The organism is Sinomonas terrae, assembly GCF_022539255.1.
In the GTDB taxonomy this organism is placed as follows: Bacteria; Actinomycetota; Actinomycetes; order Actinomycetales; family Micrococcaceae; genus Sinomonas; species Sinomonas terrae.
On sequence record NZ_JAKZBV010000001.1, the window covers coordinates 1,410,209 to 1,423,959 of the forward strand.

Below are 13,751 nucleotides of genomic sequence, written 5' to 3' on the forward strand. Positions count from 1 at the left end.
GCCTTATCTGGGCCCCGCGGTCAACTTCAATAAGGTTGTCACGTTAACTGTGTGTAAACAAGGGGGGAGAGGGAGGATTTGGGCCTGCAGAGCGAGGGATGCATCACATCTGAACCGTTCTTCGACGACCACTTCACGCCGCTCATCCGCCGTCCCCGGTAGTCTCAGCCTGTGCAGTCTTCCAGCTCTTCGGACCAGCGCCCATCCAAACCTGTCCAGCTCAGGATCCTCGTGGCGCTCGTGCTCATCGAAGCACTTGCTCTCTTGGTCATCGCCGGGATGTACGCGGTCGAACTCGCCTCCGGCCAGGCGCACGTCTCTCCCGGCGGGGCGATCTTCACTATGGTTCTCCTCATCCTCCTCGGCGCGGGTATTGGCACAGCCGCCATCTTGCTGTGGCGCGGCTACCGGTGGACGCGTTCCGTTGCCCTGGTCGTCCAGCTCTTCGCCGGGACTATCGGGCTGCCAACGATGTCCGGCGGTTACGTCCTCTATGGGCTCCTCATCCTCGTCCCGGCCGCCGCGGCGCTCTACCTGCTTTTCTCACGCCCGGTCTTCGCCGTCACGCAGCGGCCCGTTCACGAGAACGACGACCGCTGAGGAGAGGCCGGCCATTCGGCCTGTCGCGATCGTTGAGCAGGGATTGGCCGCTTGCTGCTGCGCCGAGCCAACCAAGTTGAACCTCGGCCTGATGTCCACGGACCACGGCGATCGCGCGACCTGGCACGAACTGTTCCAAGGGTTCGAGCCGCACGCCGAAGAGGTCTCCATCCGCCGGTGATCGCGGTCCGATGGCGATGCCCGTCGCGGTTCCGATCGCCTGCGCGCGGAGAGCGGGTGGCAGACGGCCGGCGATTGAGGTCCCATATCCCGCGGTGGCAATCACTGAGACACCTTCCTCAAGCGCGAGACGGATCGCTTGGTCCTCGAGCGCGCCCATACCGTCTGCGTTATCAAGGAGGAGTAGGGGGCCCTCACCGGCTCTGGCGGACCTGATCGCGTCCGTAAGCGCCTGCTGGGTGTTTCTTCCTGAGAACCAAGGGCCAACGGCCGGATTCATGCTCGGAAGCGCTTCAAGGAATGCCGTCTTCCCCGCGCCTGGCCTCCCGAGTGCCAAGAGGATCTCGCCGGGTCCAAGGGCGACTGAGAGGGGATCACCGCGGTCCCCATGGAGGCCGATCGCCAAACGGCGCTGCTTTCCTTGGGCTTGGGGTTCGGGGCCACTGCGCTCCCTCGCCGTCTCTGCCATCTCCGTCGCCATCACGGACACAGGAAGGGGCAGAATGCGCAACGCCGGTGTGGAGGGGCCAGACGCCCACGATGCTGGGCGGACGGGTGAAGGGCCGGTGAAGCATTCAACAAGCACGGGCTCTTCGCACTCCAGAAGGCCTGTTGCTATACCTCGCATTCGGCCGCCGGGTCCAGAGGAGAGCCGCGGCCAGCCCAGCCGCGCGTCGTCGGGCATCCCGTGGGGGAGGAAGAGCCGGCAGCGGAGTTCGCTGAAGATGCGCGAGGCGACGAGGTCTCCCTCGCCCGCAATGAGCACTACAGGACCAGAGGAACGATCGGCACGAACAAGGTCGAAGAGCTCTCCCTCGGCCTGCGCGTGTGGGCTGTTCCGGAAGGCCGAGATCCAACGGCCCCAACCGGAGGCGATGAGAATGAGGCTCGACCGCTCTCGGCCGATGGCCGCCGTCGGACGTTGTTTCGACGCCGCTTCCGCGAGCCGTGAAATGATCCGTGCTGCATGGCCGAGGTCATCAGGGCAAGCGTAGGCGCCGGTTCGCTCATGATGTTCGAGGTGGGGGAGTGTGTTATCAGCATCGAGAATGTACAAGTGCCGTACGCGCAGGCCATCCGCGAGCTGGGAAGCGACGTTCGCGAGAATTGGGCCAGCTCCGGGGGATCCTCCGATGATGGCAAGATGCCCTCGCTCCTCCGGTGCCCAGCGCAACGTCGTCAGGCGCTGCTCATGCGGCAGATCCGCAATTCCCAACGAAACGTGGCGCCCCGGCCTAGGCGCTGGCCCTGCGTCAGCGGGAAGGGGATCGGCCACTGGTCGCCGAGGAGGTCGGTCGCCGAGGGAAGCCCAAGCCTCACGGACAGTCCGCACAAGATGGCTCATCGAGCTGTCGGGCTTCTCGCTTTGAGGCTGGGTCCGGGAGCTGCCGCGAAGCCATTCGGCTGCAGATTCGAGGGACGCCGCCGCAAGGCTGGGATCAAGCGCGAGTGAGAGGCACGCGGTCTGGAACTCGATGGGCTCGTCACCTCCGAGGGCAAGATATCCACGGCCAGGAAGAGCCGTCGGCACTCTAGCGGCCAAGTCTGAGCCGATCACATCACGAGATTCAGCGGCTCCGCTGACGCGCAGGGCAATTGCACACCCAACGTTTGCACGTATATCGCCCGAAATCGCTCCGTGGGGCCGTTGGGTCGCCATGATGAGGTGAACCCCGAGGGACCGTCCGACGCTGGCAATGCGCAGGAGCTCGCGAAGCGAGTCTGGCTCCTCCTCCACGAGGACTCGGAACTCGTCGACGACTATAGCCAACCGGGGCAGCGGCTCGGCCGGATTGGATCCGGCGTAGGCGCTCAGATCCTCGCAGCCCACTTCTGCCAGCAGTTGTTCGCGCCGTACGACCTCGGCTCGCAGTGAGACGAGGACACGCCTCAGGCCTCCGCTCAGATCGGTCACGACGCCCACGCAATGAGGAAGCGACTTGAGCGGAGCGAGCCCCGCACCCCCTTTGAAATCTACAAGAAGGAACGTGAGCTCATCCGGTGACTGCAGCGCGGCTCCACCAGCAATCATGGTGCGCAAGAGCTCCGACTTGCCCGAGCCCGTTGTGCCTGCCACGAGAACGTGGGGACTGTCGGCGACGAGGTCGATTCCGAGCCGTCCGGTTTCCGCGACTCCCAGCGGAAGCCAGCAGCCCCTTCCTTTCTTCCTTTCGCTCCATGTTTTGACGAGTTCCGCCCGTGTCGTGGGGACGAGCACGTCGAGGCTGCACGAGTCCGGCAGCGGTCCGCCCGCCGGGTTGCCAGCCGAGGCGCACGAGCGGCGCAAAGCCCATTCGCGTGCTACCCGCTCGAAGGGAACGTGACCGAGCAAGTCGGGGGTGAACTCGGAGCGAAGAATTCCTGAGACGAGGTGGCCGGAGGACTCACCGACCTGAATCACTGCATCGTGGCTGCCCAGCGCTCCGACTCCGTCCACGACGCAACCGCCGCCCCTCCGCAACGCCTCTGCCATGACACGGGCAGTCGAGGGCGGTGTGCCTGGCATGGTGATCGTCACGTCTCGACCTTCTCCCGCCTGTGCGGAAGAAGCGGCGAGCGCCTCGAGGTCCCCGTCCCTCGCAACGCTCACGCTGGGCAGGAATCGCGCGGCCAGCCTGAGCCGGTCGGAACCTCCTATGAGGTGGACGCGGAGCTGCTGAGCCGCAGGCAGGACGGCGAGCTGCACCAGCAAGAAGCGTGCGGTTCCCTCGATCTCGGCGTCTCGTCCATCAAGTCGGACCATTCCCTTGAGGGCCAGGACGAGCGGTGCTCGGCGGTGCCGCGGAGGTGATGAATCGAGGGGAGGATCGACGGTCACGTCGGCTGGTAGGTCTGCCGTGCCCAGACGGATCAGGATTGGGCCGTCGTAGTCCCGCAGAAACCGCCGCCCGGCGGCCGAGGCGCCCCGCGACGCCAGGCACAGCTGCGCGGCATCCGGCGCCGCAGCGGTCCTGCGTTCCAGATCCTGCTCGACGGCGGCCGCTAGTTCGCGTTTGAAGCTGCGCCGCTCTCTCCGTCCTTCAGCGAGCGGGAAGGCCAGGGAGAGGAGTGACATGCTCGAGAACGCAAGGAACATCCATTGGCCGAAGAACAGTGCGAGCCCGAGGCCCATGGCGAGGGGTGCCAAGCCCAAGGCGAGCATCGTCGTCGTCCGTTGCGCCGGCGTGCGGCGCGTGACGCGGAGGGGCTCTCCGTGAAGCGATCCGGCCCGCGGGTCGATCACGGCCTCACCCTCGAACTCGAGACTGCAGACGTTTCCGCCCATCCGGAACTCTTGCCCCGCCTCGAGGACGATGTCGCGGACTCGACGATCGCCGAGCCACGTCCCATTGGAGCTTCCGCAGTCGACCAGACGGACAAGCGTGTCGGTCACGTGTAGCTCGGCGTGACGGCGGGAGAGCTCTGGGTCCGGAAGTCCAACGATCCCGGGCACATCCAGAGCGTTGCCTTCACACCGCCCTAGGCGGTGAAGTCCTCGCTCGAGGGGGATGAGCAGGCCCGCACCAGGTCCACTGCGGACAGCGAGGAGGAGACGCTCGGCCCCCTCCGCCGTCGCCCTAGAATTCGCCTGGCCGCCCAGCAAGAGGGCCCCGTTCGTCAACGGCGGACGGCCGGCCACGAGCGAGTTGAGAGGCACGCCCTCCACCGTGATTCCCATCACCCCATAGCGCTCTTCGATGAGCGCGGCGAGCTCACCCCCGGCGGCGCCGTCGGGGAGTGACGCCACCAGCTCCTCGCTCCCGCGCAGCCTCCGGCCTGCCCCCGGAGCTATCAGCGTGACGTGCAGTTCCATGCGCCCCCCAAAGCTCATTCCTTCTACGAGGCTACGCAGACGAAGAGGGGCGGGGGCGTCGCTGAGGGCCGTATGTGGACAACTGCTGAATGAGGGGAACTCCCCGCCGCTGGAAAGGGGCTCCAGCGTAGTCCGGTAGTCTTGGACCGCAGGAAGGCCGGTGCCCGTGGCATCGGCGTGCCCCGAATACAGGAGAATTTGTGGACGCTGATCTCGTCGTCGTCGGATCCGGCTTCTTCGGCCTCACAGTGGCCGAGCGCGCAGCCAAGGAGCTCGGACTCAAGGTCACGGTGATCGACCGCCGCCATCACATCGGGGGCAACGCGTATAGCGAGGATGACGCCCAGACGGGCATTGAAGTGCACCGCTACGGTGCCCACCTCTTCCATACCTCGAACAAGCGGGTGTGGGACTACGTCAACCAGTTCACGACCTTCACCAACTATGTGCACCGCGTCTACGGTGTCCACAAGGGTGAGGTGTTCCCGCTGCCGATCAACCTCGGCACGATCAACCAGTTCTTCCGGGCGAATTACTCGCCGTCAGAAGCGCGTTCCCTCATTGAGGAGCAGGCCGGCGAGCTTGCGGGAACGGACCCGCAGAACCTCAATGACAAGGGCATTCAGCTCATCGGACGCCCGCTGTACGAGGCGTTCATCAAGCACTACACGGGCAAGCAGTGGCAGACGGATCCAAAGGATCTGCCGGCCGGGATCATCTCGCGGCTTCCCGTCCGCTACACGTACGACAACCGCTACTTCAACGACACGTACGAAGGGCTGCCCACCAACGGATACACGGCGTGGATCGAGCGCATGGCCGACCACCCGAACATCACGGTGCAGCTCAACGCAGACTTCTTCGACGAGTCGCAGCCTGTCAGTAAGGGCAATGCCGTCGGCAACGTTCCCGTTGTCTACACGGGCCCCGTCGATCGCTATTTCGACTACAAAGAGGGCGACCTCTCGTGGCGCACCATCGACTTCGAGGAAGAGGTGCTGGACGTCGGCGACTTCCAGGGGACGTCAGTCGTGAACTACAACGACGCCGATGTGCCTTTCACACGCATCATCGAGCCGCGCCACTTCCATCCTGAGCGCAACTACCAGACCGAGAAGACGCTCATCATGCGCGAATTCTCGCGTTTCGCCGAGAAGGGCGACGAGCCGTACTACCCGATCAACACCGAGGCCGATCGCGCGAAGCTTCTTGCATACCGCGATTTGGCGAAGTCCGAGAACTCGGTCCTGTTCGGCGGTCGTCTGGGCACCTACAAGTACCTCGACATGCACATGGCGATCGGTTCGGCCCTGAGCATGTTCGAGAACAAGATCAAGCCGCATTTTGCGGGCGGCGAAGCACTCGTCAGCGGAGGCGTGGACGAATGACGGCGGTCGACGTTAAAGAGATTGTGAGCGAGGAGTCCCAGCAGGAGTGGCAGACCCTCCAGCGGGTCATTCTGCCGCCCCAGGCGCAGATGGACACCGTCCCGCTGTATGTGGACATGGGTACGGCCACCGGGGTCCAGCTCCCGACGACGGGTGATGCGAGCGATCGCGAGCGCAGGCCGCGCACCATCAGCAGTCCGGCGCGCGAGGCACATTCCGAGGACTTCGTGTCGCGCTTCTCGATGATGGTCCGGCCCGGCGACCGGGTCTCCTTCGGCACGTATTTCAATGCCTTTCCGGCCAGCTATTGGCGACGCTGGACCAATGTCGATTCGGTGCGGCTGAGCGTCACAACGGCCGGTGCGGGCGCGATCGTGGTCTACAAGTCCAATTCCCGCGGTTCGCTCCAGCGCGTCGACTCCCAGCGTGTCGAGGGGGAGACGACGACGACGTTCGACCTCTCGCTCAAGCCCTTCGGCGACGGCGGGTGGTACTGGTTCGATCTCGTCGCTGGTTCCGAGCCCGTCGAGATCAACCGGGCCGAGTGGCAGGCCGCCGGCCCAGCGCCGGAGCGCGGTACAGTCACGCTCCAGATCACGACGCTCAACAAGACCGACTTCTGCCTGAACAACCTTCGGCTCCTCGCGCAGGACCGGGAGGCACTCGATGCGCTCCAGGAAATCCTCATCGTGGATCAGGGCACCCAGAAGGTCGCCCAGGCGGAGGGATTCGACGAGGTCAAGGCTGAGCTTGGAGGCAAGCTTCGGATCATCGAGCAGAGCAACCTCGGCGGTTCGGGAGGCTTCTCCCGCGGCATGTACGAGGCTGTGGCCAATGGCAGTGACTACGCGCTGCTCATGGACGACGACATCGTCGTCGAGACGGAGAGCATCCTCCGCCTCGTGACCTTCGGCGACCGCTGCAAGACTCCCACGCTCGTGGGCGGCCACATGTTCGACCTTTTCAACCGCACTGTGCTCCACACATTCGGTGAGATCGTCAACCCATACCGCATCCAGCCCGCCCTCCCGAGCGACGAAATGGAGCTCGGCCACGATTTCCTCGTCTCCAACCTCCGCCAGACGCCGTGGCTGCACCGTCGCTGCGACGTCGACTACAACGGCTGGTGGATGTGCCTCATCCCGACCTCCGTCATTCGTGAGATCGGGCTCTCCCTCCCCATCTTCATCAAGTGGGACGACGCCGAGTACGGGCTCCGGGCAAAAGAACGTGGCTTCCCCACGGTGTCTATGCCGGGCGCCGCAGTGTGGCACGTTTCGTGGATCGACAAGGACGATCTGGTTGGGTGGCAGGCTTACTTCCACACACGGAACCGCGCCCTCACTGCCTTGTTGCACAGCCCGTACGAGCTCGGCGGCCGAGTGATCCGGGAGCTCCAGCAGGACGACGTCAAGCACCTGGTCTCGATGCAGTACGCCACGGTGCAAGGCCGGGAGTGGGCAATTCGTGATCTGCTCAAGGGGCCGGGGTCGCTGCGGGGGCTTCTCGAGTCGAAGCTTCCTGAGATCCGAAAGATGCTCTCGGAGCATACGGATTCGGTGTTCAAGCCTGACCCCGACGAGTTCCCCGCGCCGCGTATGGCCAAGCCGCCGAGGCATGGCCAGGGCTTCAGCCGGCCCGGCAAAGTCGTGCTCATACCGTGGGCGCTCAAGACCGTTGCGCGGCAGCTCGTCAAGCCCGTTGTCGATACGAGCAGGGAGCGCCCGCAGGCGAACGTTCCCCACATGGACAACAAGTGGTGGCGCATGTCGCAGTACGATTCGGCCGTGGTCTCGAACGCCGAGGGGACTGGTGCGTCTTGGTACAAGCGCGATCCGCGTGCAATGCGTCGCATGCTTGCTGAGAGCGCCAAGCTGCACGGAGAGCTTCTGGCTCGCTGGCGCTCTCTGGCCGCCGAGTACAAGGGTGCCCTGCACGATCTAACTTCAATGGAATCGTGGAAGAAGACGTTCGACGAACACACGCTGAGCGACTCCCGGTGAGCGCTGCTCAGCCGTTGGTCAGGCCCGGAGTTGGAGCGGGCCTGGCCGACACGTTCCGTGCGCGATTCCTGCTCAAGCTTCTTGTGCGCAAGGAGTTGAAGGTGCGGTACCGCGGGTCAGTTCTGGGCCTGCTGTGGTCGTACGTGAAGCCCGGCGTCCAGTTCATCGTGTTCTATCTGGCCATGGGTGTATTTCTCGGCCTCAACAAGGGCACCGAGAACTATGCGGTCTACCTCTTCTCCGGAATTGTCCTCATCAACTTCTTCACGGAGGCCCTCGGGAATGCTGCCCGTTCGATCGTCGGCAACGGGAATCTGATCAAGAAGATCTATCTGCCTCGTGAGTTGTTTCCGGTGGCTTCGGTGTGGGTCTCGGGAGTGCACTTCTTCCCCCAGCTCGTCGTCCTCGTCGTTGCATGCGTGTTCTCGGGATGGCACCCGTCCGTGCTCCAGTTGGCGGCCGCCGTCGCCGGATTCATCCTTGTTGCGCTGCTGGCGACGGGTCTCGGCCTCTTCTTCGGCGCTGTCAACGTGTACTTCCGCGACTTCGAGAACATCGTGGACCTCCTCCTGATGGTCGTGACGTGGGCTTCGCCCGTGCTCTACGTCTGGACGCAGGTTCGCAATACGTTAGGGGCGGGATTCTTCGCCGTGTATCAGGCGAACCCGATAACCATCGCGGTCGAGATCTTCCACTACGCGTTCTGGTACCCGACAACAGGCGGAACCGCCCAGCTTCCCCCGCACCTCGTGACCATTTGGCTCCCAGTGGGCCTCGCGGTATCTATCGTCGTAGTGCTGATCGGACAGTTCACGTTCAGGCGGCTCGAGGGCCGTTTCGCGCAGGAGCTCTGAGCGTGGCGACCGCAATAGAAGTCAGCAAGATCAGCAAGCAGTTCGTGCTCCGCCACACGCGGTCGCTCAAAGAGGCCCTCGTTTGGCTGCTCAAGGGACGGCGTGGAGATCTGAGCCAGAAGTTCTTCGCACTGCACGACGTATCTCTGACAGTGGAGCAGGGAGAGAGCGTCGCGCTCCTGGGCTTCAACGGGTCAGGGAAGTCCACCCTCCTTAAGCACATCTCCGGCGTGATGACTCCCGACTCCGGAACCGTGCGGACGCGGGGCCGCGTGGCAGGCCTCATCGAGGTTGGCGCAGGCTTTCACCACGATCTCACCGGGCGGGACAACGTGTACCTGAACGGCGCAATCCTCGGCATGAGCGAGGAGCAGATCAACGAGCGCTTCGACTCGATTGTCGACTTCTCGGAGATCGGGGAGTTCATCGACACCGAGGTGAAGTTCTATTCGTCGGGCATGTATCTGCGTCTGGCATTCTCAGTGGCCGTTCACACCGATCCCGAGGTCTTCCTCGTTGATGAGATTCTGGCGGTCGGGGACGAGCCGTTCCAGCGGAAGTGCATCGCCAAGATCAAGGAGCTTTCAGCCGAGGGTAAGACGCTTGTGGTTGTGAGCCATGATCTGAACCTGATCCCGGAGATCTGCCAGCGGGGCGTTCTTCTGGAGAAGGGAAATGTCGTGCTTGACGGCCCGGTCGAGGAAGTGGTCGGCGAGCTGCGACGACGCTGAATGCATCCTTCTGACCGAGGCAATAGATACAAGGGAGAATACTGTGTGGCTCGAGGCGCTAGTGCCAGCAGTGGCAGCAATGCTGCTTTCTGTTGGACCCGGTCTCGTCGTAGCCCTTTTCGGAGGGTTCCGTAGCTATGCGGCTGTGGGAGTGTCCCCGCTCCTGAGCGCGGTTCTGATCGCTGCTTCTGCTGTTGTCGCCCCATGGGTGCGTCTGCGGTGGGGCGTTGTTCCACTTCTTGTAGCTACAGTCTGTGCGGCATTGGTTGTGTGGGGCATCCGCATGGCTTGTCGAAAGTTTGATCGACCTCGCGCCCCTTGGCAAGGTGGAGGAGCGCGGCGACGGGCTGATCGCCTGCGGCCCGCGGTGGGCGCTGTTCGGTTGGAACATGCAGAGCGGCGTCGCATCGTGCGCCGACCGCCCGTGACGCCTACCGTGTTTCGTCTGCCTACGAGTTGGGCGACGCTCGCTGGGCTGATGGTGAGCGCAGCCATCCTCTGCTGGAGACTGACATCTATTTTCCGGTCTCCCGAGTACGTCTCCCAGACCGCAGACAACGTGTTCCATCTCAATGCGGTTCGCTTCATCATCGAGACCGGGAACGGCTCGTCGCTCGCACTCGGGGCGGCAGGCGGGTCGTCGCCTTCGCTGTACCCCGGCGGTTGGCATGATTTCGTCGCTTTGGTGGTTCAAACCACGGGAACGTCCATTCCCGTGGCGGTGTCTGCCGCCAATCTGGTCATCGGGGTAGTCCTGTGGCCGCTCTCGGTTGTCTTTGCAGCCCGCGTCCTTTTTGGGCATGCGAGGATTGTGGACCTTTCGGCTGCCGTGCTTGCCTGCTGCTTCAGCGCGTTCCCTTATCTGCTCGTAGACTGGGGCGTCCTCTATCCCAACTACTACGGGATGGCCGTGCTCCCTGCGCTTGTCGGGTTAGGGGCACTCGTCGCTAGACTTCCGCAATTCCGCCTTGAACTCTCTGGGTCAATTGCTAGCGCGTTCGCCGTCAGTTGTCTGGGCCTCATGATCGTTCATCCGAATACGGTGCTTACGGCTGGAGTCGTAATTGTGCCCCTGTGGGTCGCTCGACTCGCTGGGCGGATCTCGGCGCGGAGTCCATTGTCTCGCCTCTCCCCGCGCCGGCGACTGGTTTCCGTTGTAGCCCTTGTAGCAGTGCTCATCCTCTCGGTGGTGGTCTGGATTGAACTTCGGCCTTTCCCGTTAAACAGATTCGACATCACTTGGCCGCCCTACGAGACGCCGGCACAGGCCTTAGGCGAGTTCTTCCTGACTACTCACAGCGGCTGGCCTGCTGGTTACGCGACTTCTGTCTTCTTCATTGTTGGGCTTTTCCTAGCTGCAAAGAGGAGAGGCTGGCGCTGGCTCGTCGTCTCCTCGACGATCTGGGCTGTCCTTCTGGTCTCAGTGGCGGGATATCCGAGTTCATATCTTCGCGGATTCTTAGACGGGGGTTGGTACACCGACTTCAAACGCATCGCTGCTGGGGCCGCCGTGATGGCCTTGTTCGTCGGCGTTGCTGCTTTCAAGACCCTCCACTCCTTCGTCAAAATCCAGTTGCGGCGGAGAGGAAGTTTGAAACCAAGAGCTCTCACGTCGCTTGTGTCGATCCTCGGGATCCTTGTCCTCCTAGTTGTCGCTTGTGTTGCACAGACGACGAACATTCCCCAGGCGGCGGCTCACGCCGAGACGAACTACAGCCTTGGCCCCGGTTCCCCAATCATGTCTGCGGACGAACTGGCCCTCTACAAGACGATCAACAGCATTGTTCCGTCCGGCGCGATGATCGCTGGCAATCCTTGGGACGGGAGTGCATGGGCGTATTTCGTGTCCGGGCGCCAGGTTCTCTTCCCGCATGTTCTGACCCCGTGGACCCCCGACCGCTCGGTTGTGGCCAAGATGCTCAACCAGGCTTCTGATAACCCGCTCGTGTGTAGCGCAGTGCGACGGCTCAACCTGCGATATGCCCTGACGTCCGACGAGCTCATCTACCTTCCGGGAAACCCCGGAACGTTGCAATTCCCTGGCATGGCTGGGCTCGAGTTGGCAAAGGGATTCCAGCTCGTGGCCTCAGTCGGCGAGAACCGCCTTTATAAGATCACCGCGTGCTGGTGAGCGCGACGATGGCGACAGCATTCGTAGAAGGGACAGGAACCGAGTGGACTGGCTGAGTATTGGTCCTGTTGTCGCGGTGGCGGTGCTGCTTCTCGTCCTTCCCGGCGCAGCCCTTGCCCTCGCTTTCGGTCTTCGGGGGTTCGCGGTTCCTTCGTTAGCACCCGCACTCTCGTTGTCTGTGATCGCGGTCGCGTCAACCGTTGCGCCTATTGTGCACGTCAAGTGGTCGCTCGCGCCGGTCCTCTGGATGACGGTCGTCCTCGGGGCGATGCTGGTATTCCTCCGGCGGCTGCTCCGACGATTCGACCGGAAAACGACAAGTCCACTGGAGCGAATGCGCTCTCGCAAGCAGGGCTGGGGCACGGTTGTCGTGTTTGTGCTCGCAGTGGCGATTCCCGCGTTGCTATTGGCAAAGAACCTCATCATTGCCTTTGACACACCGGGCAGTTTCTCCCAGACCTTTGACAATGTCTTCCATCTCAACGCCCTCCAGTACGTTCGCGAGACCGGTTCTGCATCGTCGCTCACGATTGGACATATGGTCGATAGCGCGTACTACCCCGCAGGCTGGCACGCGCTCGTCTCGCTGGTTGGTTCGGTGACATCAACAGCCATCCCTGAATCTGTCAATGCGGCGAATCTTGTAATCGGCGCCTTGGTTTGGCCGCTGTCAATGGTGTACCTCGTGTGGCGCCTGGTTGGAGCGCGGCCGGTCGTCCTGTTGTCCGGCGGAATCCTCTCAGCCTGCTTCGCCGCGTTCCCGCTCCTCATGCTGGACTACGGAGTTCTTTACCCGAACTTTCTTGCGCTGGCAGTTCTGCCAGCCTGTGTGGGAGAGCTCTTCCATGCGCTGGGGTTCAGCCGACAGGCCCGGGCCAACGTCGGGGTCGAGTGGATTCTGCTCGGAGCTGTCTCTGTCGGAATGACAGTGGCCCACCCAAGCGCACTCATGGCTCTCGTGGCGACGAGCGCCTTTCCAGTCCTGGTACTGTATCTGCGGCAGGTGAGGCCCCTTGTGCGCGAGCGGCTCTGGCTCAAGGCGCCTGTCGTGGTGCCTTCGATCGCGCTCCTGGGGGGCGTGGCCGGCGCAGCGGTGGCTTGGAAGCTCGTTCGACCTGATCCCGCGGCCGCCTTCTGGCCTCCGACTCAAACTGTTGCTCAAGCGATAGGAGAGGCGATTTCTGGCTCACCAATGCGTTCACAGCCGGTATGGATCATAGTCGGCCTGATTCTAATGGGCCTCTACCGTTGTGTTCGTCAGCCGGGCCACCGCAGTCCCTTGTGGATCTTCCTTGTCCTTGCTGGCTTCTACGTGGTCGTCTCGGGTTTCGATCAAGGGCGGGTTCGGAACTTTCTCGTCGGTGTCTGGTACAACGACAGCTACCGCTTGGCGGCGTTGCTGCCATTGGCGTCGATTCCGGTAGCCGTCGAAGGAGTCCTCCAAATTGGAGAGTGGTTCAGACGCGGTTTGCACGCCCTTTCTAAGGTGCTGCTCAGCCGTGTGGGATCGAGCGATGACCGGATCCGAGGGCTTAAGAGGGGCGTTCGTATGGGCGGCTTGGGAGTAGTGGTCCTCGGTCTCGTCGCGACCTCTCAGAACGGTCAGGTCCACACGGAGGAACTTGCCGCCAGAAGCCTCTACGAGGTCCGTCCCAATTCGCCACTGATCACGACAGACGAGCTCGCGCTCCTGAAGCGTCTCGACAAGGAGGTGCCTCAAGGAACTGTTCTCGCGGGAAGCCCTTGGACGGGAACGGCGCTGGCCTACGCACTGGCCGACCGCAAGACTCTGCAGCTCCATATCCTTGCGGGAGCGAGCCCGGATGTCGATGCGATCGACACTGGTCTTCGGAACGCCCCGGCCGACGGCTCCGCTTGCAAGGCCATCAAGGATCTCCACGTCCAGTACGTCCTGGACTTCGGCACACAGGAAGTGCACTACGAGCACCATCCTTACCCGGGTATCGAGGACCTGCAGGGCTCTCACGCAGTCCAACTCATCGACCAGCAGGGCAACGCTCGGCTTTACAAGGTCGTGGCCTGCCAAGGGTGAATGGGCAGAGGCTGCGAC

The 13,751-nt window shown here is 63.0% G+C and carries 8 protein-coding genes; 7 read left to right on the top strand and 1 reads right to left on the bottom strand.

Features of this window, described 5'->3' with window-relative positions:
* Window positions 1-171 precede the first annotated feature (171 nt).
* Complete coding sequence (locus L0M17_RS06575; protein ID WP_241053069.1) at window positions 172-600, top strand: hypothetical protein; 429 nt, start codon at window positions 172-174, stop codon at window positions 598-600.
* Here the strand turns inward: L0M17_RS06575 and L0M17_RS06580 are convergent.
* Window positions 563-4,591, bottom strand: a complete 4,029-nt coding sequence (locus L0M17_RS06580; RefSeq protein WP_241053070.1) for an FtsK/SpoIIIE domain-containing protein — start codon at window positions 4,589-4,591, stop codon at window positions 563-565. The two genes, L0M17_RS06575 and L0M17_RS06580, sit on opposite strands and share 38 nt — an antisense overlap.
* 182 nt (window positions 4,592-4,773) lie before the next feature.
* On the opposite strand from L0M17_RS06580, the gene glf reads away from it, so the two are divergent.
* From glf to L0M17_RS06610, 6 genes are all read left to right on the top strand, one after another.
* Window positions 4,774-5,961 (top strand): UDP-galactopyranose mutase, encoded by a 1,188-nt coding sequence (glf, locus tag L0M17_RS06585; protein ID WP_241053071.1) that lies wholly within the window; start codon window positions 4,774-4,776, stop codon window positions 5,959-5,961.
* Window positions 5,958-7,964, top strand: coding sequence for a glycosyltransferase (locus L0M17_RS06590; RefSeq protein WP_241053072.1), 2,007 nt, complete (start codon window positions 5,958-5,960; stop codon window positions 7,962-7,964). Before glf ends, L0M17_RS06590 begins: the two co-directional genes overlap by 4 nt.
* Window positions 7,961-8,818, top strand: coding sequence for an ABC transporter permease (locus L0M17_RS06595; RefSeq protein ID WP_241053073.1), 858 nt, complete (start codon window positions 7,961-7,963; stop codon window positions 8,816-8,818). Before L0M17_RS06590 ends, L0M17_RS06595 begins: the two co-directional genes overlap by 4 nt.
* A 2-nt stretch (window positions 8,819-8,820) precedes the next feature.
* Window positions 8,821-9,549: an ABC transporter ATP-binding protein gene (locus tag L0M17_RS06600; protein ID WP_241053074.1), complete on the top strand. Its 729-nt coding sequence runs from the start codon at window positions 8,821-8,823 to the stop codon at window positions 9,547-9,549.
* A gap of 79 nt (window positions 9,550-9,628) precedes the next feature.
* Complete coding sequence (locus tag L0M17_RS06605) at window positions 9,629-11,680, top strand: DUF6541 family protein (RefSeq protein ID WP_308196911.1); 2,052 nt, start codon at window positions 9,629-9,631, stop codon at window positions 11,678-11,680.
* Between the two features lie 43 nt (window positions 11,681-11,723).
* Window positions 11,724-13,733 (top strand): DUF6541 family protein, encoded by a 2,010-nt coding sequence (locus L0M17_RS06610; RefSeq protein ID WP_241053076.1) that lies wholly within the window; start codon window positions 11,724-11,726, stop codon window positions 13,731-13,733.
* Window positions 13,734-13,751 lie beyond the last annotated feature (18 nt).